Source organism: Dethiosulfatarculus sandiegensis, from assembly GCF_000931935.2.
In the GTDB taxonomy this organism is placed as follows: Bacteria; Desulfobacterota; Desulfarculia; order Desulfarculales; family Desulfarculaceae; genus Dethiosulfatarculus; species Dethiosulfatarculus sandiegensis.
Genome location: NZ_AZAC01000029.1, coordinates 1 through 24990 on the forward strand (window position 1 = coordinate 1; position 24990 = coordinate 24990).

Consider the following 24990-nt stretch of genomic DNA (forward strand, 5'->3'; position numbering starts at 1 on the left):
CTTCCCGCCGAACCACAAAGGTCGCGGGGTTGTTGCAGCAAAAGCTGGACCAGGTGAGGTTCTCACATTCCTCGGGCGTATAGGCGAAATAGGGCCGGTCGCGCAACGGTACGCTTCCCTTGGTAAAACCGATTACACAGTCCACCTGACCCTCTTCCAGAAGTTTTCTGGCCGCCGCCCTTATCTTTTCGGCGCGCTTCTCCATCAGGCCACCTGTTCCATACCTTTGAGCAAGAATCTGGCAGGCCCCAGGTTGCTCACTGATTCAGTAACTTTAATAACTGTTTCTTGGAATTTACTGGCTTCTGCCGAAGAAATCCAACTGAAGTGCAGCCGACCTTGCTCAAGACCACAATATTCCAGTAGATTTCTCATGATAGCAAAACGTCTTCTGGCAAACAGGTTCCCGGCAATGTAGTGGCAGTCTCCCGGATGGCAACCGCTGACCCAAACGCCGTCCGCTCCATTGCGAAAGGCCTGTAAAATAAATTTCGGGCTCATACGGCCGGTGCAGGGAATCCGTATGACCTGAATATTAGGCGGGTATTGCAACCTGCTCACGCCAGCCAGGTCCGCCCCGCCATAAGTGCACCAATTGCAAAAAAAGGCGGCTATACGTGGTTCAAAATCTGAGTTACTCGTCATTTAGGGCTCCTTTAGGCACATTCCGCGCAAGGTTTATTGTTTAGCATCGCAGCCACCTGGGCCAAGACGTCTTGAGTGCTGAATCCCAAAAGGTTTGGCGCGCCCGAGCGGCAGGAGGCCACGCAGGTGCCGCAGCCTTTGCACAGGGCGCTTTGCACCAAGGCATGGCCGTTTTCGTCCTGGACTATGGCCTGGAAAGGGCAAACCGTCCAGCAGACGCCGCAGCCGGTGCACTTGGACTGGTCGATCGCGGCCACCTGGCCTGAGAGCCAGATTTCTTTTTGGGAAAGGACGGTTACGGCACGGCTCACCGCTGCCTGGGCCTGGGCCACCGCCTCTTCCACCGGCTTGGGATAATGGGCCAGGCCCGCCATATAGACGCCGTCGGTGGCAAAATCCACCGGCCTCAGCTTGACATGGGCCTCCTGGAACCAACCGTCCTGATCAAGGGCGATCTTGAACATACGGGCCAGGGATTCATCCCTCAAGCTCTCGATGGCGCTGGCCAAAACTAAGAAATCCGGAGTAAATTCAACCGGTCGATCCAGTACATGGTCGTTTATGACAACCTTCAGGGCATTTCCTTGAAGTTCGACCTTGGGCTTTTGGGCGGGATCATAGCGGACAAAGAGAACCCCCAGTTTCCTGGCCTTTTGATAGAGGAATTCCCTTTCCCCATAGGTGCGCATATCCCGGTAAAGCACCGTAACCCTGCATTTGGGATTGCTCTCCTTGAACTGGATGGCCTTTTCAACCGAATGGGTGCAGCAGACCTTGGAGCAATAGGGGCGCTCAGGCTCCCTTGAGCCCACGCACTGAATAAAGACTATTGACCGGCATTTTTCAGGATCGATTTCCTTGTTTAAAAGGGCCGCGTCCAGTTCCAGGTGTGTTTTCACCCTGGGGTCCTTGCCATAGAGGTATTCGGTTGGCTGGTGTTCCTTGGCCCCGGTGGCTATAACGCAGACGCCGTGCTCTACTGTTTCCGAGCCCTGGTCTGTGTGAAGCGTGGATTTGAAGTTGCCTACAAAACCTTCCACCTTTTCGATGACAGCCCCGAGATGCAGGGCGATCTTGGGCTCGGCCTCAATCTTGTCTCTTAATTCCGCCAGGCGGGCCTGAATATTATCTCCGCCGGCCGAGCTTAAGAGGAAGCGGGCATTTCCGCCCAAGGCGTTATCCCTTTCCACCAGATGGGTTTCAAAGCCCTGACGGCTGAATTCAAGGGCTGCTGTCATGCCGCTGATTCCGCCGCCGATAACCATGGCCTTGGGCAATATGGATAAACGGGATTCAGTGAGCGGCTCCAGGAGTGCGGCCTTGGCCACTGCCATGCGCACTTGATCCTTGGCCCTTTCCGTGGCCTTAACCGGGTCGTTTGAGTGAACCCAGGAACCCTGGTTTCTGATGTTGGCCATCTCAAAAAGGTACTTGTTCAATCCGGCCGCTTTGAGGGTTTCCTGGAAAAGGGGTTCGTGGGTTCTGGGGCTGCAAGCCGCCACTACAATGCGGTTTAGCCCTTGCTCCCTGATTACCTGGGCCATTTTGTCCTGGGTGTCCTGGGAGCAGGTGAACAGGTTGTTCTCCACATAAGATACATGGGGCAGGGTGGAGGCAAAATCCATCACTGCCTTTACATCCACCACGCCTGCTATGTTTATGCCGCAGGAACAGACAAACACCCCCACTCTGGGGGGGTCGCCATGAACATTTTTTTCCGGCTTGATTTCCGGTTCTTTGATCAGGCTTTTTCTGGAAACGCTTAAATCTCCGCCTGCGGCGCAGGCCGCGGCCGAGGCCTCCATCACTGAAAGCGGGATATCCTTGGGTCCGGCCAGGGCGCCGCAGACATAGATGCCCTTTCTGCTGGAAGCCACCGGGCTGAAGTCTCCTGTCTTGATAAAACCGCCGGGACTGAATTCCAGATCCAGCTTCTTGCATAAAGATGCGGTGACCGGATCCATTACCAGGCCCTGGCTCAGAATCACCATGTCATATTGGGCGGTTTTCAGATTTCCTTTTTCGTCTGCGTATTCCAGCTTCAGGCTTTGGTCGTCCAACTCTTCCACACTGTGGATGCGGCTTCTTATAAAGCGAACTCCCTTTTCCTTGGCTCCCTCATAGGTGCGCTCGAAATCCTTGCCATAGGTGCGCATGTCCATGAAAAATACATCTGTAAGAAGATCGCCCTTGGAATGCTCCCGGGCGATTATCGCCTCTTTTATGGCATACATGCAGCAGACAGCAGAACAGTAACCATGGTCGCAGGTGTTTGAATCCCTGGATCCTACACATTGCAGCCAGGCTATTTTTTTGGGTTCCCTTTCATCGCCGGGGCGCACCAGGTGCCCCATCCAGGGGCCGCTGGCGCTTAAGATGCGCTCAAACTCAAGGGCTGTCACCACATTGGGAAAGCGGCTGTATGAATATTGAATATGGGGTGTGGGATCAAAGGGCTTAAAACCCGCGGCAAGCACCACTGATCCTACTTTTAATTCTATTTCCCGGTCTTCCTGGCTGAAATCAACCGCTCCGGCCGGGCAGAACCTCTGGCAGGCCTTGCATTTCCCCTTTTGGAAATAAAGGCAATGATCCTGATCAATGCTGTATTTAAGGGGCACTGCCTGGGGATACTTCACATGAGCGGCTTTGCGCTTGTTCAGCCCCTGGTTGAATTCATCAACCACCTTGGTGGGGCATTTTTCCGCGCAGGCTCCGCAGGCAATGCATTTGTCCATGTCAATATAGCGCGCCTTTTGCCTGACCTTTACCGTGAAGTCGCCGGCAACCCCTTGGATGTCCTGCACCTGAGCCATGGTTATCAGCTCAATGTTGGGGTGCCGTCCGGCTTCCACCAGTTTGGGGGACAAAATGCACATGGAACAGTCATTGGTGGGGAATGTCTTGTCCAGTTGGGACATGACTCCGCCAATGGCCTCGCTTTTTTCCACCATGTGAACCAGAAATCCGGAATCGGCCAGATCAAGGGCGGCCTGGATGGCGGCTATACCGCCTCCCACCACCAGGGCCGCTCCCACGGGTGTCGTGTTTTTTGAATAACCAGTCATTCTTTTCCTTGCCGTTTTGCTTAGCTAGGGGCCAACTGTTTATTGGTTATTTTAAATCGCGGCAAGTCCGGTCAAACCGCCCACCTGCTTTGCGAGAGCCTGAAATCAGCCTCAGGCCTTTTCGGACCATAGCCCCCAACTGCGTATGCCAAAGGTTTTGGTATATGGGGGTATATCCACTCCGGCTTTCGCGCGGTGGATGCAAAAGGTGGTTGCCGGCCGGATGGGAAAGGCGTAAGGCCCAGGTCGGGTCAGCCGCTGCAAAGAAAACTCATTGCAGCAGATGGCCAAAGATTCTGGCTTAATAAAATCCGACATTATCGCCTCTCCGAGTAGGATCACCGCTCGGGCGCCACGGCCCGCAGTTAAGATCAGCCCGGTTCGGTCGGCGAGGTTTTGAATGGTTTGAATTCAGAATTGCGAATGCAAAAAAGAAAGCTCCAGCTTCCCCCGTCTACCGGGCCCGGGTAGCGTCCCATAAGCGGACTCAGGTAAAGCCGAAGTAATAAGACATGGTAAGCACCAGTTAGAGTATTAGAGTAAAGGTTAATCAGTGGCATTGTAGGAGAAATAAAATGAGGTGTCAAACAGGGAATTACCATAAATCGCCCAGAGCAGGCGCAAATTGGAGCTTGCTGGCCTCTGCCCCGGAGCCGGATTAATTGCAAAAAGCGCCGGAAGCCAACACAGGCTCCGGCGCTTTTTGTGGTTTCCGGTGGTTTTTTCAGGCGGATCGCACTTCCTGGCGCATAAATGCCAGATAGCTCAAGGCAAAACACAAAACCGTCATGGCCAGAATGGTGGTCAGATAAGGCGCAACCACCAGAAGCGACTGGTCCAGGGGAAGGGGACTTTGAAACCGGTTCATGGAGAGTTGCTCAAATCTGCCGCTTAGAACCAGTGACTGGGTGGTCTTGCGCATGGGGTCCAAAAGAGTGGCGGTTGCCTGATTGTAAAGTTCCAAGGGAGAAAACAGGCTCAGTCCCTCGGTCAGCTCCTGATTGAGCATTACTGCTTCCACGTTTTGGGGGTCGTCTACGGGTGCAATGGCGTTTGCCGCCAGGCTGGCCCCAAAGGCCACAAAGAAACTGAAAAAGATCCATACCGCCAGGGAAGCCAAAGCCGAGGATGCGGTGCTCCTGAATGTAATGGAGAACAAAATCGCAACCCCCATCCAAAAGGAGATATAAAAGATAGATATAACCAGGTAGATCAAAAGGCGTCCGACCTCATCCGGGCCCGGCACCACGCCGAGCACCAAAAGGCCAAGACCCGAGATTAGAAGTAAAAGCGCAGTCAGCATGATAGCGGAAGTGGCCACACCGGCCAGGAATTTGGCGTTGATAATAGAGTCCCGCAGGATGGGCTGGCTCACCAGTTTGGACAGGGTGCCCTGGTTGCGCTCCCGGTTAATGGCGTCAAATCCCAGGATCAAGCCAATCAGGGGGCCGAAGATGGCCACAAAATCGGCCAGGGAAAAAAAACCTCCCGAAGATGTGAAGAGATAAAGGAAGATGATTTCGTTCATGGCCCGGCCTGTGAGCTGATCCTTCAAACCGGTGCCCACCATATAGGCCGTCACCACCGAGACCATGATGATCAAGGCCAGCATCAGGGTGAAACGCATGGAACTGAAATGATCTGCCAATTCCTTGCGAAAGATGGTCCACATTTTGTCAGGCCTCCTTGAAATAGCGCATGTAGATCTGTTCCAGGGTGGATTCCGGCTCCCCATCCCGGCCCGGGATTTGTTGGGCCAGCTCTTTAATGCCGCCTTGGGCAATGATATCTCCCTGGCTCATTATCCCCACCTGGGTGCAGATGCGCTGAACCTGGTGGAGATGATGAGAGGAGAGCAGCACGGTTATATTTTGTTCACGGTTTAGGTCCACGATCAAATCCAGCATGCGGTTGATTCCGTCCGGGTCCAGGCCCAGGGTGGGTTCGTCTAAAAAGACAAGCTCGGGTTTCTTTATCAGCACTTCGGCTATGCCCAGCCTCTGACGCATTCCCCTGGAATAGGCTCCGGCCTTTTTAGCAGCCTCGTCAGCCAGACCCACCAACAAAAGGGTCTCCATGACCAGCTCATTAACCTGTTTTTCAGGCACATTGTTTAAACGGGCCACATAGGCCAGGTTTTCCCCGGCGGTCATTTCCGGGTAGAACCCCACGTTCTCGGGCAGGTAGCCTACTTTTGATTTGACCTGGAGCGGGTTTCGGCAAGGATCAAAACCCAGGACCGAGGCAGTGCCGAAACTGGGTTCGCTTAAGCCCAGGAGCATTAAAAGGGTTGTGGTTTTGCCCGCTCCATTGGGCCCGAGAAAACCGAATATCTCCCCCTTTTGAACCTCGAGATCCAGATGGTCCACGGCTGTGTGGTTGCCATAGGCCTTGGTCAGGCCTTTGGTTTCAATTACCATAGCCATGATCAGCGCCTGCCGAGTTTGCGGAAAGTGAATACCAGGCCCAGGAGGACAAAGATTATGATGCCAATGCCCACCCAGCCCCAGGCAGCCGAGGCCTTCACCGTTACCCTGAACTCCATTTCCTTGTCCGCCTTGTCGCCAAGGCAGTTGACGGCAACCGAATAGTCGCCGACCAAGGCCTGTTTGGCCGGGGTGATAAAGGCCTCCACCTGACGCACCTCGCCGGGTTTCAGGTTAACCAGTTTTTCAGGCTTGTACTCCATTTTCCAGTTCTCCGGCTTAAAGCTCATGAATTTGACCTGGGATTGGGGAGCTGTGCCTGTGTTTTTCACCATGAAGTTAATGGTTGAAGTATCCCCCTTTTGGGCCGAGAGGGAGAGCAGCCCGTTTACAGTGCCTGCACTGATTTTATAGGTGCCGGTTAAGACGACCATAAGGGTTGCGGCGGCCTCCTGGCGGGGGCCTTTAACTTTTATTTTTATGGGATATTCGCCCACCAGGGCGTTTCGGGCGGGGATTATATTCACCCCTACAGTTGAGGATTGGTCTGATTTAATTTTTAAAGAGGAGATTTGCTTGTTCTCATAGGCCGGTTTGAACGAGATCAGCCAATCCCTGGGGCCTTGGGCGGTTAAGTTGAACAGGGCGTCTTGGGATCCTTTGTTTTCAATATCCAGGCTGAATTCAAATTCAGAGTCGCCGGGCCCCTTTAATACAGGGTAGGAGGTGTTGATCGCAAGGGATTTGCCGACATTTTCCTTGCCTTGAACCGTTACCAGGAGCTTGGATTTGCGCTGGTAATATCCGTCCGGCGTGCGGGCCAGTACGGTGAAGGCATACTCGCCAGGCCTAAGTCTGCCCCGTTCCATGGGTTCGGCTGTGAATTCCAGGCTGGCCTGGTCACCCTGGGGCAGAAAAACTCCGCTCACAATGTGGTTGAAATGCCTTATCTCGGCTCGCCAGTTGTCAGGCTTTTCAAGAATTTCAAAATCAACGGTTTCGTCTGATCCGCCTAAATTGCGGGCAATAAGGTCGATACGCACCTTTTCGTTTGGGGTTATGGTGATCCCGGGATATTTCAGCGCCGCCACCAGCCCCCTTGCATGTGGTTTTTTATGGTTTTGATCCCCGGCAAGTGCGGCGGCTGTGAACAGATTCAGTATGAAAGCCAGAGCCAAGGTCAAGGCCATAGAACGCTTCATGGCTAAAACTCCTTAAGGTTTTTTCTGCACCGGTCCAGCCTGGAAAAAGTTTGTCCGGTGTAGGGTCATTTTGTTTCTGGTTGGTTTGACTAAATTCATATTCACCAAGGCTGTTCGTTAGCAACCCGTTGGCCGCGCTTGAGGCGCCTGGACTGTTACTAATATGAATCCTCATGGTCCGGGATTCAACCCTTGCATAGGACGGAGGGGGGTGCGGGGCTTGCCCGGAGGGGTTGATAACAATTTCCTAAAAGAACACTAAAAATTTTGTTTTTGTTGATTTAAAAGTATTAGTATTATTTTTAGTCTCAAGATTTGAGATTTTGACTGTAATGGACCTTACTCCGCTTAAGGTATGGCGTGGCTAATTTGTTTTTTCCGCCACTCTCTCACTGGAGTTTGATTGCTTGAAAATAAACGGGAGCAGCTGCGTTGCCGTTATGGACTTTACCTATAATGAAAATAGCTTTTAGTCAGCTTCACGGCACTGTTAACAAGATTCTTCTTTTGTGCGGACTATTAGACAAAAATCTGTTTTAATTTCTAAAAAATGTTCAGAGACTGAATAAATGATAAAGAAAACAAGTAGCCAATACAGCCTGCACCATCAGATAAATTCAACTGGATATCAGACCGGCCAAGTCTTAATATTTTCAGAAAAACTATGCTTGTTTTTTTTAATTCTAATGCTTTTTACCTTTGGTTGCGGGCTGAACAGAAACGCCGAATTAGATCATTTGCCTTTTTTAAATGAAAAGCTGTTCCTTACTCCCAATTCTTATATATTTGTCGACCTAAAGGGAGATTTGGGTGTTGACAAGATTTCATCTCCTGCCTTTTTCATGAAATTTAAGGTTAATACATCACAAAGACTCTCCCTTGCCGTGAATCCAGCCAAAACCTGGGTGCGCTTTAAACTTTCGCCCGATGTTCTCAAGGCGTTGGGCCATGGCCCCTGGACCCTGGAGCTGGCCTCTTCTCTGGCTGACCGGGCGACTTTGTATGTCCCCGATCCCTTGGCCAAGCACGGTTTAAAAGAGGTCAGGGCAGACAGGCGGGGAACCGAAAATCCTCACGATGTAAAGTTCAGGAACCTTAGTTTCACCTTGGATTCACCTGCCTCGCCCCAATCATTTTATTATCTGAAAATGGAAGCCTCCCGGCCTGCGGTGTTGCCCCTGGTCTTGCGTTCCTGGAAAGGATTCTACTCCTACGCGAGCTATGACTACCTGGTATTCGGTATGCTCTACGGAACCATAGGCTGCATGCTTTTTTATAACCTTTTTATCTTCTTTTCCCTGCGGGATAAAATATACCTGGTTTATGTTGCCTACATGCTGTCCTTTCTTTTTTACTTTCCCTTACTGAACGGACAGATCGGCACGGTGATTGATATTGATCCCCTGGAACTGCAGACCTGGGAACGCTTTTTTCTGGGGGGATCAATATTTTTTGCCTGTAGTTTTTGCCGGTTGTTTTTCCGCACCTGGCAAAGTGTTCCCAGGTGGGATTTGGTGGTGCGGTCTTTTCAAATCATGGCCCTGGTCATTATCGCCTTGGGGCTTGTAGGCCTTTTTTATTGGGCCGCCTGGCTGGCCAAGTTCGCCGGGGCCTTTGGCCCCTTGAGCCTGGTGGTGGCGGCTGTGCTTTGCGGTCGCGAGGGAGCCCGTTCCGCTAAATATTATTTAACGGCTAATATTTTTCTCATGGCCGGAACTCTGATCTATGTTCTTTGGAGTCTCGGGATAGTGAAGAAAGTCCCCGGTGACATTTTGTTCACCCTGGGGCCTGCCATTGAGGCGGTGTTGCTCTCTTTTGCCCTTGGTGACAGGATTAAATACTTAAAACATCAAACCCACGCCCTGGCCGCAAGTGAGGCCGTCTATAAAAGGGCCAGTGAGACCGATGGCTTGACCGGGCTGTTTAATAAACGCTATCTCATGGAACAACTGGAAGGGGATCTTGCCAAAACAGATGCCAAGGGGCAACAGCTTTGTTTGATAATTATGGATGTGGATCATTTTAAGCGTTTCAATGACACCTATGGTCATCCGGAGGGGGATAAGGTGCTTGTGACACTGGCCCAGATAATATCCGCCAGTATTCGTTTTCGGGATTATGGCTGCCGGTTCGGCGGGGAAGAGTTTTCCATAACCCTGCCCGATACCGACCTGAAAAGCGCCCGGATTGTGGCCGAAAGAATAAGGGAGCGATTTGGCGCCCATGGCTTCAACCCCGGGGAGGCAAAAAACGTTTTTGTCACCGTCAGCATGGGGCTTGCCCAGTATTCACCAGGTGAAGGTGCCGTTAATTTGATAAAAAGGGCGGATAGTTCCCTTTATCAGGCCAAAGCCATGGGAAGGGACCTGCTGGTGATCGCCGAATAATTCACAGTGAAGATTCATACCTTAATCGAAGAAGGAGCCGGGCTGGATTGCTTAAGCTCCTTTAGCAGAGCCAAAAACATGCGCGCCGGTTGGGACAGCTCATGGCCTGCCCGCATGGCAATAAAAATTTCCAGCTTAAGTCTGGGACCGGCCAGGTTTGCCATGGAGAATCTCCTGGAGATGACGTCTTTATACACAGCAGACCTGGTAAGTATGGAAAGACCCATGCCCCGGGCCACCTGCTCCTTGATTACCTCCGCATTGCTGGCTTCAAAGACCACCTTGGGTATCACCCGGTGACGCTTGAAAAAGTTTGCAACCACTCTCCTGGTGCCTGAGCCCTTTTCCCGCATGATGAAAGGCTCGTTATGCAGCCTTTGGGCCGGGACCTCGTCCTTGAAAGCCAGTTCATGGTCCCTGGGCAGTATGAGCACCAGGTCTTCGCTTTTATAAAATTCCAACTCGATATTGCGGAACCCACCCGCCTCGGCTATCAGCGCCACCTCCACCTCAAGATTCCTCAAGCTGTTGGTCATATCCTTGGAGCTTCCTTCCCTTAAAATGATGTTCACCAAGGGAAAGCGGTTTTGAAAACCGGCCAGCAAAGGGGGGAGAAGATGGCGGGCATAGGTGCGGGCCGAACCCAGTTTGAGGGTGCCCCTGCGCACCATGCGCATTTGCTGCATTTGTTTGTCTGCCAGCTGCTCCAGTTGGATTATTTTCTTGGCATAGCCCAAAAGAACTTCGCCCGGTTCGGTGAGTATCAGCTTTTTGCCCAGTCGGGAAAAAAGCTTTATGCCCAAATCCTTTTCCAGAAGGCGCACCTGGGTGCTCACCGCCGGTTGGGTGACATTTAGCTTGGAAGCAGCCCGGGAAAAGTTCATCTCTTGGGCGGCGTGATAGAAGGTGACTAACTGATTGAGTTTCATTATTAGTTTATTTTTTTAGGATAAAAAACGATATGAATTGTAGTAAAAAAAACAACTCACTGTAATTTAAATACTTTTTGCCATTATATATAAATTTATTTTATATAAGCAATAAATATTTTTGACTTGAAGTTTTTCTTCTGAAAAAGCGAAGATTTACTTGTCCAAAGAGTTCCTTTGAATTTGGTCATCCACTTAAGGCAGTTTTTTAAAACGCTTAAGTCTGTTGTATCCGCTCCTGGTTCTGTTTATGGCCGCAATTTTTGGTTTTGAATATCTAAGGTCCCGTCGGCAAGAGGGGGTTCATCCATGCCTGGGGATCTGATCCAGCCAAAACTATAGCCGTCAGGAAGGGAGTAGGGACCATGGCCAGCAAATCCTTGAAGTTTCCCCGTCCTCAGGAATTGGACAAACTGTCCGGAACCGAGGGGTGGGAAAGGATGTATCCCTATCAATACCAATTTGTGACAGATGATCCCGAAAGGCAGGGATACGAGGAGAAGACCTTTTGGTTTTATGATGGCCTTCATTATCCGGAGCCAATGTATCCCTTTGACATGATTTGGGATGAGGCCTGGTACCTGGGCTTGAGCCAGTTCAACACCAGGGTTTTTGCCGTACCCCCTGTCTTTGGTGTGGATCACCGCATAGTAAACGGCTACATCTACATCTCGCCTGTTCCGGTCCAGGATCCCGAAGAGATAGAGGAGCGGGTGGGCTATTTCATGGAAAGGGCCGGTTACTATTACCAAAACTGGAACGAGCTGGAGGCCAAGTGGGTCAAGAAGATGGAAAAGGTCATCGACCAGCTTGATGAATTGAAAATAGAACCGCTGCCCGGCCTGGAGGACAAGTCCGTTGTCACCCAGGGGCTCGGAAGATCCAAGGGGTATGATCTTCTGCACAATTATGACAAGCTGATCGATTTGGGCATCCTCTGCTGGCAGTATCATTTCGAGTTTTTGAACCTGGGCTATGCCGCCTACGTAACCTTCTTGGACTATTGCCAGAAGGCTTTTCCGGATATCCCTTTGCAAAGGGTCACCCAGATGGTTTCGGGCATAGACGTGATCATGTATCGCCCGGATGATGAGCTAAAGCGTCTGGCCCAAGGGGCGATTAAGCTTGGCATAGCGGATTTGATGCTGAAATGCGAGACCTTTGACCAGACTAAGGAGGCCCTGCAGGCCGAGGTGAATGGCCGGGAATGGCTGAGCCAATTTGAAAAGGCCCGCTACCCCTGGTTCTGGACCTCCACCGGCACGGGCTGGTACCACCACGACAAATCCTGGAACGATGATCTGGACATCCCCCTGGCCTCCATACGCATATACATTGAAAAATTACAGGCCGGGCAAAACATTGATCGTCCCATGAATGACGTGATCAAGGAAAGGGACCGCATAACCGGCGAATACCGCAATCTTCTGCAGACAGACGAAGATAGGGCGGGATTTGATCAGCTTCTGGGAACTGCCCGTACGGTCTTCCCCTATGTGGAGAATCACCTCTTTTATGTGGAGCATTGGTTCCATTCCCTTTTCTGGAACAAGATTCGGGAAGTGGCCGCGATTATGGTTGATCACGGCTTTATCGAGGAGGTTGAGGATGTCTGGTACCTGAAGCGGGCCGAGATCAAAGAGGCTTTGTGGGATCTGGTCACCGCCTGGGCCACGGGGGTTCTGCCCAGGGGACCCAAAGTCTGGCCCAAGGAAGTGGTCTGGCGCAAGAAGGTGATGGATGAGTTCCGCAAGTGGACTCCACCGCCTGCCATTGGCGTGCCGCCCGAAGTGATACAAGAGCCCTTTACCGTGGTCCTCTGGGGGGTGACCAACGACTCCTTGACCGCCTGGGCCAAGGTCAGGGAGGTTGAAGATCCCGACACCATAGAAGAATTCACCGGTTTCCCGGGCAGCCCCGGACTGGTTGAGGGCAAGGCCAGGGTCTGCCGCACAGTCAAGGAAATTAACCAGCTCAAGGAAGGTGAAATTCTGGTGGCTCCGACCACCAGCCCCTCCTGGGCCCCGGCCTTTCAGAAGATCAAGGCCGCGGTCACGGATGTGGGCGGGGTGATGTGTCACGCAGCCATTGTGTGCCGGGAATACGGCCTGCCGGCGGTGGTCGGCACGGGCCATGCCACCAGCATCATTAAAACCGGCATGGAACTTACCGTCGACGGCAGCACCGGCGTTATCACCATTAAACGCTGAGGCAACTAAAAAAGGCCCCGGCTTTTTAAGCCGGGGCCGGATAAACGGGGGCGTTCATGATGGAGAGCAAAACACCTTGGGTAACCTGGTTTCAGGATTGCAATAAAGACTCCGTACCTCTGGTGGGGGGCAAGAACGCATCCCTGGGTGAACTGATCAACGCAGGGATCAGGGTGCCGCCCGGTTTTGCCGTGACTACCGAGGGATACAGGCATTTTTTGCGTGACCCGATTATTAAAAAGCAAATTCGCTCCGAACTCTCAGACCTGGATCACCAAGACTCCCGGGCCCTGGACAAGGCCAGCGAAAATGTTCGCCGGGTAATTGAAAATACGGCTTTTACCTGGGAGTTGGAAGACCATATAGCAGAACACATGCGCAGGTTGAGTATTATCTGTGGTTTGCCTGCGGTGCCGGTGGCGGTCCGTTCCAGCGCCACGGCCGAGGACCTGCCCGGGGCCAGCTTTGCCGGGCAGCAGGACACCTTTCTCTGGATCAGGGGAATGGACAGCCTGCTTGAGCACATCAGACGCTGTTTTTCCAGCCTGTTCACCGCCAGGGCAATCGCCTATCGGGTGAAGATGGGGTTTGACCATGAGGTGGTGGCGATCAGCGTTGGTGTGCAGAAGATGGCCAACTCCTTTACCGCGGGTGTGATGTTCACCTTAAACCCTGCCAACGGCGACCGTTCCCAGGTGGTCATTGACAGCAATTACGGATTTGGCGAATCCGTGGTCTCGGGCGAGGTTACGCCTGATCATTTTCGGGTGGATAAGGTGAACATGGAGATCACCAAGCGGACCATCAGCAAAAAGGAAGTTTATTACACCCTGGATCCGGGAGCCCATTGTTCCAAGCGCTTTGACCTGCCGGAAGAGCGCCAAAAAGCCCAGTCGATTATTGATGAAGATGTTTTGGAGTTGGCCGCCTTGGGTAAGACCATAGAAAAGCACTACGGTTGCCCCCAGGATATTGAATGGGCGGTGGACAAGGACATGCCCAAAAGAGGGAGCGTCTTTATTTTGCAGAGCAGGCCGGAAACGGTCTGGAGCAGCAAGGAATGCAAAAAGGCAACCCAGCCCGGACATAAGTCCGCGGTTGAACACATCCTGGCCAATCTTTTGGCGGGTAAAAAGTTGGGTTGAATCTGAAATTTTAGCATTATCGGCAAGTTAGTAAAAAAGTCCCCAAGGGGCTCGGGGAGGAGTGCGCTCAAATCAAGACATCTCTCAAGCATTCAAGGCTTGGCAAAATTTAAAAAAAGCCGGGGCTCCGGTCCCTGAAAGATGTCCATTTTAGAAGAGGGAGAGAAAAATGATTCAAGATCTTAGAGATTACATTGCCGCTCTGGAAAAAGAGGGCGAGCTGCACCGGGTCACCACGGAGGTGGACTGGAACCTGGAGCTCTGCCATGTCTCCAAGGTCAATGAGGAGCAAAAGGGCCCGGCCTTGCTTTATGAAAACGTAAAGGACTATGACATCCCGGTTTTTACCAGCGCCTTTACCACTCCCAAAAGACTGGCCATCTGCCTGGAACAGGACACCAGCCTTTCCATGAGCAAACTCTCCAAAAAGTGGATGGAGCTGACCACCAAAAAGATGATTCCTCCTGAGATTGTTAGTCATCCCAAGGTGATGGAAAATGTGATCACCGGCGATGACGTGAATGTGGAAATGTTCCCGGCTCCTTGGTTCTATCCCGAGGATGGCGGCCGTTTTATAGGCACGGCCGTGTACCTGGTGACCAAGGACCCGGAGACCGGCTGGACCAACCTGGGCACTTACCGCATGCAGATTCTCGGCAAGAACGTGGTCGGCGTGCAGATCATCAAGGGCAAGCATGCGGATTTCATGCTCAAACAATATGAAGCCATGGGCAAGAAAATGCCCGCCGCCGCGGTGATAGGCTGCGACCCGGTGCTGTTCCTTTGCAGTTCCACCCTGGTCAGCGCCCAGACAGACGAGTATGACGTAGCCGGTTCTCTGCGCCAGGCCCCGGTGCCGGTCTTTGAAAGCGACCTGACCGGGCTCAAACTTCCGGCCACCGCCGAGGTTATTTTAGAAGGGTACATCGATCCCAAGGTATTGATGGATGAAGGCCCCTTTGGCGAGTACACCGGTTATTACTCGGGCAACAAGGGCAAGGAATGGCCCAAGCCCGCCTTGCAGATCGAGCGCATCCTGCACAGGAACGATCCCATTTTGTGGTCCACCACCGTGGGCAAGCCCATCAACGATATCCACATGATCCAGTCCTTAAACCGCACGGCCACCCTTTGGTACGACCTGGAAACCATGCGGGTGCCGGGGATTGAAAGCGTTTACATCCCGCCCGAGTCCTGTGGCCGTTTCTGGGGCATTGTCTCGGTGCGCCAGAAATACCCAGGCCATTCCAACCAGGTGGGCAACGCGGTTATAGCGAGCACTACCGGCCACTACGGCATGAAGGGCGTGATAACCGTTGATCACGACATAGACGCCGACGACTGGGACCGCATCATGTGGGCGCTCTCCACCAGGTTTGATCCCAAGCGTTCGGCCCAGATCATAGACCGGGGCCGTTCCACACCCCTGGACCCGGGTTTGCCCATAGAGGCCAGGGATGTAACCAGCCGCATTATCCTGGATGCCTGCACCCCCTTTGAATGGCAGAACAAGCCCAATGAAATCTTCATGGACCGGGGAGTCTTGACCAAGGTCAGTGAGCGTTGGGCGGATTACGGTTTGGGTGAGACCAGCCCGGTGGCGGATATGATCGACCGCCTCACCAAACCCGAGAGCAAGTAGTCACCGAACCGTTGCCCACGGCCCTTTGCCGGGGCCGGACCTGGACTTCGTACACCCTTAAGCCCGGGTCGAGCAGAGTCATACCCCCCAAAACCGGGGCTGGATGGGGAGACAAATGGGTCAATTCCCCATCCGGTCCCGGCAACCCAAGGAGGTCGGCCAACCATGAAACCGATCAGGTACACCGAGGCCATGATCCAGGAATTTTTAGGTGACGGCTTTTGGACCAAGGAAACATTCTTTGATTTTTACGAGAAAAACGCAGCAGAACTGCCGGACCGGGAGGCCTTGGTTGATTCCAGATACCGGGTCACCTGGGCCGAGGCCAGGGATCTGACCAACGCCATAGCCACGGCCTGGGTGGAATCCGGCCTGCCCAAGGACTCCAGGGTGATCATCCAGTCTCCGAACAGTGTTTACGGTTTTTTGGCCAGGATAGCCGCTGAAAGAGCCGGTCTGGTTTCACTTACGGTTTATCCCTACCTGCGGCAAAGGGAACTTGAATACATGGTGGAGATCACGGAAGCCAAGATGGTGGTGATCCCCCACATCTACCGCAAGTTCGACTACATAGAGATGTATAAGGAGCTGATGGCCCGTTTCCCGGCCTTGAAGCAGATCTATCTGTTTGACGAGACCGTGCCGGAAAGCGCGCCTTCAGGCACCAAGTCTCTTATTCAGGAGGCCCAAAAATATCTGGGCAAGGCCGATCCAAAGCTTTTGGATAAAAGGCGGCTGGATGCCACGGGCGATGTGGGGCTCCTTACCTCCACCACCGGCACCACCGGCATTCCCAAGCTGGTGGAGTGGCCCATTTCGCCCAGGGTCTGTACGGCCAAGGGCAGGGTGCAGATCTGGGATCTCACGGAAAAGGATATCACCATGGCCGTGGCCCCCCATGCAGGCGGGGCGGCCGGAACCCTGACCTATTTCGCAGCCCCCATGGCAGGGGCCAAGACCGTGATGCTGGAGGAGTTTGACCCCAAAACAGCCCTTGAGGTCATGGCCAGGGAAAAGGTAACCGCAATCGGGGTGGTTCCCACCCATCTGGTGCGCATGCTGGAGCAGGATATCGAATCCTTTGATCTTGGGGCCTTGCGTTTTATCCGTTCAGCCGGGGGATATCTGCCGCCCAAGGTGGCCAATGAGGCGGAAGACCGCTTCAAGGCGGTTATCACCAGCGACCTGGGCACCCAGGACGTGGGTTCGGTTTCCGGCTGCCGGGTCAGTGATTCCGTTCTTTTAAGACGCTCCACCGTGGGCAGGCCTTTGCCCGGCAATGTGGTGAAGATCTTGGATGACGACGGCAATGAAGTGCCCGGCGGCAAGCCGGGGCAGCTTTGGTTCAGGGGTCCTCACGCACCTGCGGGCTATTACCGTGACCCCAAGTTGACCTCGGGCGTTTTTGATCAAAACGGCTGGGCCACCACCGGTGACATAGTAAAGCTGGACCAGGACTGCCTTTGGATCATGGGGCGTAAAAAAGACATGATCATAAGAGGTGGTCAGAATATTTATCCGGCCGAGATTGAAGGGCTTTTGAATAACCATCCCGCGGTCTCCAGCGTGGCCGTGGTGGGCATGCCGGATGAGGAGATGGGGGAAAAGGCTTGCGCCTATGTCACGCCCAAGGGAGGCATGGCCTTTACCTTTGACGACATGAAGACCTTTTTACTGGACAAAAACATTGCCAAGTACAAATTGCCCGAACGCTTGGAATTGACTTTGGAAATGCCCACAGTCGGTGATTCGGGCAAGATCAACAAGGAAGTGCTTAAAGAGGATATTGCCCGAAAACTGGGGCAGGGGATGCATTGAGCCATGGAAAGCCAAGTGCTTTTAATCTCCACCCTGGACACCAAGGCCTCCGAGACCTTTTATCTCAAGGAGCAGATGGAAAAGGGCGGCCTCGAAGTCTGGGTGATGGATCTTTCAATGGGAGCGGCCTCGACTCACACCTGCCGGGTTCCGGCCCGGCAGGTGGCCCTGGCCGGTGGTTGGGATATTGACAGCATCAGAGAATCCAGGGAAAGGGCGAAGATTACCGCCGTTATGACCAAAGGGGCCGTCAAGATCGCCCGGGATATGTTTTTTCAAGGCAGATTGAGGGCTGTGGTGGGTTTGGGAGGCTCCACCGGCTCCCTTATGGCCGGGGAGGTGATGCACGGGCTGCCCTTTGGCCTGGGCAAACTTTTGGTCTCAAGCACCGCCGCCCTGCCGGGCATGGCAACCCGTTACATAGGCACCGCAGATCTTATGCTCTTGCACACCGTGGTGGAGATTGCCGGTCTTTCTCCGCTTCTGCGCTCGGTCCTGGACCGGGCTGCCCAAACCGCCGTGGGCCTGGCCAGGGCTCCGCTTTTGGATCCCGGCAAGACCATGCAAAACGGTGAGCGCCTTTTGGCCATGAGCATGTTCGGGCCTTGCGAAAAATGCGCCCAAAGGGCCAGGCTGGGGTTGGAAAAGGCGGGCTGGCAGGTGATCGGCTATTCCGCAGCCGGGGTCTGTGACCGGGCCATGGAAAAGATGATAGGCCAGGGTTATTTCAAGGGGGTCTTGGATATCGCCTCCGGCGGGGTGGGAGAGGAGATCATGGGCGGCATGAGGGCGGCCGGGCCGGAGCGCCTGGAAACAGCCGGCCGCATGGGCCTGCCCCAGGTCATAGCCCCCAGCGGGGTCAACCTGATGAGCCCCCGCAAGTCCCGTTATAAACCGGATTATTATAAAAGGCGTAAATATGATTTGGACAAACACCGCACCTTCTTACGCTTGACGCCGGCTGAACTGGTCAAGGTGGCGGGCGAGTTTGCCAGAAAACTCAACCAGGCCAAGGGACCGGTGACCTTTCTGATCCCCACCAGGGGCTGGGCGTCTTTTGACTGCCAGGGGCAAAGTGTGCATGCGCCTTTGGAAGACAGTCTTTTTACAAAGGAACTAAAAAAAAAGACCAAGGATCATGTAGAGGTGCGCGAGGTGGATGCCAACCTGGAAGATCCGCTTTTCTCAGATGAGCTGGTTAAGGCGATGCTGTTTTTATTGCCAGATGCACAGGGAGAAGCCCATGGTTAAACCCTGGAAATTGGTTTCGGAAAAAGACAAGGCCGACCTGGGGCTCTTCAGGGTCAAGGGACGCAAGGCCGTTTCTCCCTTAAACGGCCTGGTGCACGAGTTCATGGTGGTTAACATGCCGGATTGGTTGCAGCTATTACCCATCACTCAAGAGGGCCGGGTGGTTTTGGTGAAACAATACCGGCATGCCAACCAAATGATAGGACTGGAAGCGCCGGGAGGCCTGGTGGAGCCGGATGACCCTGATCCCGGACTGGCCGCCTTAAGGGAGTTAAGAGAGGAAACCGGCTATGGCGGGGGAGAGGTGTTCCATTTGGGGACCTTTTGGCCCCAACCGGCCATGCTGGCCAATCAGGCCCATTTTTATCTGGCCAAGGGAGTGAGCTTGCAGGGCCCCCAGGAACAGGATCCCGGCGAGGACATAGAGGTGGTTCTGGCCTGGCCCGAGGAGATGGAAGAAATGATCGCTAAAGGCAGGGTGCATAACGCCATGACGGTTCTGGCCTGGACCCTGGCCCAAAAAGCCCGGCTGGTGTGAGCGAAAATAAAGGAGGGGTGGAGATGATCCTGAAAAACTGGATGAAAAAAGACCCGGTCACAGTAGACAGCGACACCTTGGTTGAAGAGGCTGAGCGCATCATCAATAAGCACAGCCTGAGAGCTTTGCCTGTGGTGGATCAGGGCCGCTTAAGGGGGCTTGTGACCAGGCGTAATCTCTATCGCTCCAACGTTTTTGTGGCCCGCACTCAAGACCCCAATGAAATGAATTACTTCCTTACCCAGTTAAAGGTCAAGGACATCATGATCCGCATGCCCAGAACCGTTCAGGTAACTGATTCGGTGGAGGCTGTGTTGCGTAAAGGCGCGGTGGATCAGGTGAGCCTTTATCCGGTTCTGGATGGTGAAACCCTGGTGGGCATCTGTTCTTCTGTAGAGATATTCCGCACCTTTAGTCAGATTCTGGGGGTGAGCCAGGTCTGGAAAGGCATAACCCTAAGGCCGGTTGTGATTGAAAACGACACCTTGAGCAATGTTGCCCAGGTGGCATCCCGCGCCGGGGCAAGGCTGCACGCCCTGTTTACTTTGCCGGACAATGGCGAGGAAGAGAAAAAGGTGGTCTTGCGCTTTGAGGCCGATGATCTGTCCGCCGTGGTGGAGGCCTTGGACGAGGCGGGTTACGGGGTTTTGGAACAAAGGGACATGGTCCAGCTCTGCGAGGCCCCCTTGAGTCACAAAGAGGTGTTGAAAAATGGGGCGAGTGCTCAGGTTTGAGACCAAAACCGGGGTTTGTGATCTCGAGGCCGCCGCGGTTTGGGTGGGCTCGGACTTGCTTGTCTGGATTCAAGGAGGAGAGGCTCCCCATATCGGAGCCGTGGCCATGGCCCAGCCCAGACCTTCTTTGGCTGATCCAAATAAGGTGAGCGCCACCACCAGTGTATTCGCCTATGTGGGGCACAAGGAAGACATGTTGGCCCAAAAGGCGGCCCAGACCCTGGCCTCGGCCCTTAATACCAGGGTGGTGGTCACAGCCGGGGCCCATTGGGACAACCTGGACAGCGCGGGCATTAAAAAGGTCATGGCCAATTTCAATGACCTTTTGGGGGTTGTTTTGCAGGGACTTTTAAGGGAATAACGGGTTTCATACTCGGTAAACCCTATGGGTGATATTGACAATGTGGATGGATTGGCCCATTATCAGGGCCTGGTTCTCCGCAAAGCCATGGTTTTAAGGAGTGATCATGACACTTCCTTTGGTGATCGGCATATCAGGCGCCAGCGGAGTTATCTACGGGGTGGAGATGTTGAAGGCCCTGAAAGAGCTTCGGCATCCCAGCCATCTGATCGTCAGCCAGGCCGGAGCGCGCAACCTGGCTATTGAAACCAACTACAGTCTGGATGAGGTCAAATCCCTGGCCACTCGTGTTTACGATGTAAAGGATGTGGGGGCGGCGGTGGCCAGCGGCTCCTTTAGAACCAAGGGCATGGTCATAGCCCCTTGCACCATCAAGACCCTTTCGGCTGTGGCCAATTCCTTTAACTACAATCTTTTGATCCGGGCGGCGGACGTGACCTTAAAGGAAAAGCGTCCCCTGGTTTTGATGGTGCGGGAGACGCCTTTGCACAAAGGCCACCTTGAGCTTATGGCCAGGGCGGCTGACCTGGGGGCTTTGATACTGCCGCCGGTCCCGGCATTTTATCATGACCCCAAGGGGATAGAAGACATCATAAGACAAAGCGTGGGTAAGGCTTTGGACCATTTTCATATTGAACACAACCTTTTCAGGCGCTGGCAAGGCGAGGAAGCCCAAATAGAAACAAAGCCGGAACAGCGGCTCAAGCCTGTCCCGGCCTGAAAGGCGGAGAATGGAAAACCTAAAACACCTGGAGGCTCGCGATGTTATTGCCCGGGTTTGACTATCACCGGCCCAGGGAGATCAAAGAGGCCCTGGCGGTTTTGGCTGATTACCAGGATCAGGCCGCACTTCTGGCCGGAGGCACGGATCTGTTGGTGAATATGAAAAGAAAACTGGCCCGACCCAGCCAGGTGGTGGGACTGGAGGCTCTTGCGGGGTTAAAGGAAATTCAGGTGGGAGAGAATGAAATAAGGCTTGGCCCCATGCTCACGGCCACTGAGTTGGCTGAAAATCCCGAGGTCCAGTCCCTGGCCGGGGTGCTCGCCCTGGGTGCCTCCCGTTTGGGAGGCGAGCAGGTGCGCAATCGGGCCACCTTGGGCGGTAATGTAGTCAACGCCCGCCCGGCCGCTGATTTGTGCCTGCCCCTTTTGGCCCTGGAGGCCAAGGCACTGCTGAAAAGCGTCTCTGATGAGCGGATTTTGGATCTGGACGAGTTTTTCCTGGGGCCGGGAGAGACGGCCCGCAGGCCATCAGAGATGGTCACTGCCCTGATCGTGCAACGGGAGTCTTTGCCCGTGGGCTATGGCTATGAAAAATTGGGCCTGCGCCAGGCCATGGAGATAGCCCTGGTCAACGTGGCTGTGAAGCTCGTTTTGGAAAAAGATAAAAAGACCGTAAACAAGGTTTTTATTTCCCTGGGCGCGGTGGCTCCCAGGCCGATTCTGGCCCGTGAGGCGGCTGGGACCCTGGCAGGGGCGGAGGCCGGGGAAGATGCTCTTAAAAACGCCGCCCGCAAGGCGGTTTCAGAGGCCAGTCCCATTGACGATCATAGAGGGGCTGCCTGGTACAGGAAACGGATGATTGAGGTGCTCACCTTCCGCGCTTTGAAACAGGCCTGGGAACAGGCCAAAGGCGCCTAGAAATCGCCTCGTGGAAAACAGATTTCAAGGGGCATTTTGAGTAACACCCGGCAAGGGAATTTAGATATGAAAAAGCACCACATAAATCTGACGGTAAACGGCAAGGAGCTGGAACTTTTAGTTTCTTCCAATCACACCCTGGCCCAGGTTCTGCGCAAGGATCTCAAGCTGACCGGTCTTAAACAGGGGTGCGAAGTGGGAGACTGTGGATCCTGTACAGTGCTTCTGGATGGATCGCCGGTGAACTCCTGTCTGGTTTTGGCGGTTCAGGCCCAGGGCAGGGAGGTTACCACTATCGAGGGGCTTGCCCAGGGCAATGAGATGCACCCGGTGCAAGAGGCAATGGTCGAGCACGGGGGCATACAGTGTGGGTTTTGTTCTCCGGGAATGATTCTTTCCGCCAAGGCGCTTTTGGATAAAAAGCCCGATGCCGGGCGTGAAGAGATAAAAAGGGCCCTTTCCGGCAACCTGTGCCGCTGCACCGGATACCAGAAGATTCTGGAGGCTGTGGAAGACGCGGGACGCAGAATGGGGAGGTCGTGATCATGGGACAGAAGTTTAAGGTTATAGGTTCCAGGGCCCCTCGGGTGGATGCGCCGGACAAGGCCACCGGCAGGGCTGTTTTCATGGATGACCTTGAGTTCAAAGACGAGTTGGTGGGGGTGATCCTGCAAAGCCCTTATGCCCACGCCAGGATACTGGATATAGACGCCAGTGCGGCCAAGGCATTGCCCGGAGTCAAGGCGGTGCTCACCGGCCGAGACCTGCCGGAGATTAAATACGGCGTATCTCCGGCCCGTTACGATGAGGAACTCCTGGCCAGGGACAAGGTGCGTTATGTGGGCGACGAGGTGGCCTGTCTGGCTGCGGTGGATTTGGAAACCGCTTTAGAGGCCTTGGAGCTGATCAAGGTTGAATATGAACCCCTGCCCTATGTGCTCACCGTGGAAGATGCCCTGGCCGAAGATGCGCCGGTGATTCACGATGCCTTTCCGGGCAATATCTGCGCGGAGGTGCACCAGGAGTTCGGGGACGTGGCTCAGGGCTTTGCTCAAAGCGATTTCATCCGCACGGACAACATGTTGAACAAGCGACAGGACGGAGCCTTTATCGAGCCCCACCGGGCGGTTGCGGTATATGACTTAAGCGGTGGCCTCACCCTGTACAGCTCCACCCAGGTGCCCCATTACGTGCAGCGCACCGTCTCCATGGTCACCGGCCTTGATGTGGGCAAGGTGCGGGTGATCAAGCCCTATGTGGGGGGTGGATTCGGGCCCAAGGCAGAGGCCACGCCCCTGGATATGTGCGCCGCTTTTTTGAGCATCAAGACCGGGTTGCCGGTGCGCATGTCCTACACCAGGGAGCAGGTGTTTCTGCATTGCCGGGCCAGGCACCAGTTCAACCACACCATGAAGGTGGGGTTCAAAAAAGACGGAGCCATAATGGCGCTGGATCACCAATGCACCCTGGAGGGGGGGGCATATTCCTCCTTTGGCATTGCCACGGTCTATTATGCGGGTTCACTTTTGGGTGCGCCTTATCTCCTGCCCAATATGAAATACGACGGCCTGAGAATCTATACCAACAAACCCGCCTGCGGGGCCCAAAGGGGGCACGGCGGGGTGATCGCCAGGGCGCTTTTCGAACAACAGCTGGATCTGGTGGCCGAGGAGCTCGGCATGGACCCGGTTGAGCTGAGGCTTAAGAACATCATGGAAGCGGGAGATGTTTCCTGTAATGATCTGGCCATGAGCTCCCTGGGGATGAAGGAATGCATCGAGGCAGTGGCAAACGGCTCGGACTGGCAGGAGAAAAGGGGCAAGCTGCCGCCCGGCCAGGGGATCGGCATGGCGTCCGGGTTTTTTGTTTCTGGCGCGGGCTATCCCATCTACCGTTCAGAGACCTACCACTGCACAGTGACGATCAAGGTTCAGGAGGACGGAGGCACGGTCAAGGTCATGACCGGCGCGGCCGAGATCGGCCAGGGTTCGGACACCGCCATGGCCATGATCGCGGCCGAGGCCATCGGCATACCCCTTGAGTCGGTGCGCATAGTCTCGGGCGATACGGACCATGGGGTTGACCTGGGGGCCTATTCCTCCCGCACCACCCTGATGACCGGTCACGCCACCAAACAGGCCGGGGAAAATGTCAAGGATAAGGTGCTGACCGCCCTGGCCGAGGAACTTAATGTGGAAAAAGACCGCCTGGATATAGTTGAAGGCAAGGTCCGGATCCAGGGTGACGGGGTCGATATCAAGGCGGTTCGCCAGAAATACCTGAAAGAACACAGGGGTTGGGAAGGGATGCCCCGGGGAGAGGAGCTCACCTTCAGCGAGGCCGCGCGGGTGGCTTATCTTAAATTCGGCACCATAGTGGGGACGGGCAAGTACAAGCCCCCTGTTTTAGGCGGCAAGTTCAAGGGGGCCGCGGTGGGCACTTCCCCTGCCTATGGCTGCTCGGCCCAGGTGGCCCAGGTCGAGGTGGATCTGGAGACCGGCCAGGTCCGGGTGCTTAACATCACAGACGCCCATGACTGCGGCAAGGCCATAAACCTGACCAGTGTGGAAGGCCAGATGGAGGGCTCGGTCTCCATGGGGCTCGGCGAATGCATGTTCGAGGAGGTTAAGTTTGATGATAAAGGCAGGGTGCTGAACCCTTCTTTGGGCGAATACCACATACCCACTGTGATGGATATGCCCCGGATGAATTGTATTGTGGTGGAGAGCAACGAGCCCAACGGCCCCTTTGGGGCCAAGGAAGTGGGTGAAGGAGCTATCATGCCCACCATCCCGGCCATATTGAACGCTGTGCGCGATGCCACCGGAGCGGCTGTAGATGAGCTTCCCCTGACTCCGGAAAGAGTGCTCAAGGCGATTATGGATAAGGATAAAGAATAAACCGAACTGCAAGTTAAAAACATTTCACCTGCCCGGCCTGCATGTCCGGGCAGGTTTTTTGTTCTGTAGACAGAATTTGAAATTATGGCCACA

General features: G+C 54.1%; 20 protein-coding genes. 13 read left to right on the top strand and 7 right to left on the bottom strand.

The features are described 5' to 3' along the window. The 6 genes from X474_RS16230 to X474_RS16260 form a co-directional block, all read right to left on the bottom strand. A partial coding sequence (locus X474_RS16230; protein ID WP_044350397.1) for a coenzyme F420 hydrogenase/dehydrogenase beta subunit N-terminal domain-containing protein occupies window positions 1-205 on the bottom strand: 205 nt, incomplete at its 3' end. Continuing rightward, a complete protein-coding gene (locus tag X474_RS16235) occupies window positions 205-645 on the bottom strand; it encodes a hydrogenase iron-sulfur subunit (protein ID WP_044350399.1) in 441 nt (146 codons plus the stop codon). The genes X474_RS16235 and X474_RS16230, both read right to left, overlap by 1 nt. Before the next feature lie 11 nt (window positions 646-656). Next, complete coding sequence (locus X474_RS16240) at window positions 657-3713, bottom strand: FAD-dependent oxidoreductase (protein WP_044350400.1); 3057 nt, start codon at window positions 3711-3713, stop codon at window positions 657-659. A 724-nt stretch (window positions 3714-4437) separates the two neighbouring features. Beyond that, a complete protein-coding gene (locus X474_RS16250) occupies window positions 4438-5385 on the bottom strand; it encodes an ABC transporter permease (protein ID WP_044350403.1) in 948 nt (315 codons plus the stop codon). A 4-nt stretch (window positions 5386-5389) separates the two neighbouring features. Then, the gene (locus X474_RS16255; RefSeq protein WP_435051136.1) at window positions 5390-6142 is read right to left on the bottom strand and encodes an ABC transporter ATP-binding protein; all 753 of its coding nucleotides are present in this window, start codon (window positions 6140-6142) and stop codon (window positions 5390-5392) included. Next, window positions 6142-7341, bottom strand: coding sequence for a COG1470 family protein (locus X474_RS16260; protein ID WP_044350405.1), 1200 nt, complete (start codon window positions 7339-7341; stop codon window positions 6142-6144). Before X474_RS16260 ends, X474_RS16255 begins: the two co-directional genes overlap by 1 nt. 686 nt (window positions 7342-8027) lie before the next feature. Here X474_RS16260 and X474_RS16265 point away from each other — a divergent pair. Beyond that, complete coding sequence (locus tag X474_RS16265) at window positions 8028-9728, top strand: sensor domain-containing diguanylate cyclase (RefSeq protein WP_231688342.1); 1701 nt, start codon at window positions 8028-8030, stop codon at window positions 9726-9728. A gap of 14 nt (window positions 9729-9742) precedes the next feature. Here X474_RS16265 and X474_RS16270 read toward each other — a convergent pair whose 3' ends face one another. Next, on the bottom strand, window positions 9743-10657 hold the full coding sequence (locus tag X474_RS16270) for a LysR family transcriptional regulator (protein ID WP_082464436.1): 915 nt from the start codon (window positions 10655-10657) through the stop codon (window positions 9743-9745). Window positions 10658-11022: 365 nt separating this feature from the next. Here X474_RS16270 and X474_RS16275 point away from each other — a divergent pair, with 365 nt between their 5' ends. The 12 genes from X474_RS16275 to X474_RS16330 all read left to right on the top strand — a co-directional run bounded on the left by X474_RS16275 (window position 11023) and on the right by X474_RS16330 (window position 24897). Next, entirely contained in the window at window positions 11023-12867 is a 1845-nt protein-coding gene (locus X474_RS16275) for a PEP-utilizing enzyme (RefSeq protein WP_197282152.1), read from the top strand. A gap of 56 nt (window positions 12868-12923) precedes the next feature. Then, entirely contained in the window at window positions 12924-14012 is a 1089-nt protein-coding gene (locus X474_RS16280; RefSeq protein WP_044350409.1) for a PEP/pyruvate-binding domain-containing protein, read from the top strand. A gap of 169 nt (window positions 14013-14181) precedes the next feature. Then, complete coding sequence (ppcB, locus tag X474_RS16285) at window positions 14182-15654, top strand: phenylphosphate carboxylase subunit beta (RefSeq protein WP_044350411.1); 1473 nt, start codon at window positions 14182-14184, stop codon at window positions 15652-15654. Window positions 15655-15819: 165 nt separating this feature from the next. Beyond that, complete coding sequence (locus X474_RS16290) at window positions 15820-17472, top strand: AMP-binding protein (protein WP_044350412.1); 1653 nt, start codon at window positions 15820-15822, stop codon at window positions 17470-17472. A 3-nt stretch (window positions 17473-17475) separates the two neighbouring features. Beyond that, window positions 17476-18723, top strand: coding sequence for a Tm-1-like ATP-binding domain-containing protein (locus tag X474_RS16295; protein ID WP_044350413.1), 1248 nt, complete (start codon window positions 17476-17478; stop codon window positions 18721-18723). After that, on the top strand, window positions 18716-19261 hold the full coding sequence (locus tag X474_RS16300) for an NUDIX hydrolase (RefSeq protein ID WP_044350414.1): 546 nt from the start codon (window positions 18716-18718) through the stop codon (window positions 19259-19261). The genes X474_RS16295 and X474_RS16300 overlap by 8 nt, the downstream gene beginning before the upstream one ends. 23 nt (window positions 19262-19284) lie before the next feature. Next, window positions 19285-19995 (top strand): CBS domain-containing protein, encoded by a 711-nt coding sequence (locus X474_RS16305; RefSeq protein WP_052515307.1) that lies wholly within the window; start codon window positions 19285-19287, stop codon window positions 19993-19995. After that, window positions 19973-20356 carry a prenylated flavin chaperone LpdD gene (gene lpdD, locus X474_RS16310; RefSeq protein ID WP_044350415.1) on the top strand — a complete coding sequence of 128 codons (384 nt, stop codon included), beginning with the start codon at window positions 19973-19975 and terminating at the stop codon, window positions 20354-20356. Before X474_RS16305 ends, lpdD begins: the two co-directional genes overlap by 23 nt. Window positions 20357-20462: 106 nt before the next feature. After that, window positions 20463-21077: a UbiX family flavin prenyltransferase gene (locus X474_RS16315; RefSeq protein ID WP_044350416.1), complete on the top strand. Its 615-nt coding sequence runs from the start codon at window positions 20463-20465 to the stop codon at window positions 21075-21077. A gap of 41 nt (window positions 21078-21118) precedes the next feature. Further along, window positions 21119-21997 carry an FAD binding domain-containing protein gene (locus X474_RS16320; RefSeq protein ID WP_044350417.1) on the top strand — a complete coding sequence of 293 codons (879 nt, stop codon included), beginning with the start codon at window positions 21119-21121 and terminating at the stop codon, window positions 21995-21997. Window positions 21998-22063: 66 nt separating this feature from the next. Further along, on the top strand, window positions 22064-22540 hold the full coding sequence (locus X474_RS16325) for a (2Fe-2S)-binding protein (protein WP_044350419.1): 477 nt from the start codon (window positions 22064-22066) through the stop codon (window positions 22538-22540). 2 nt (window positions 22541-22542) lie between these two features. Next, entirely contained in the window at window positions 22543-24897 is a 2355-nt protein-coding gene (locus X474_RS16330) for a xanthine dehydrogenase family protein molybdopterin-binding subunit (RefSeq protein WP_044350420.1), read from the top strand. Window positions 24898-24990: the final 93 nt, after the last annotated feature.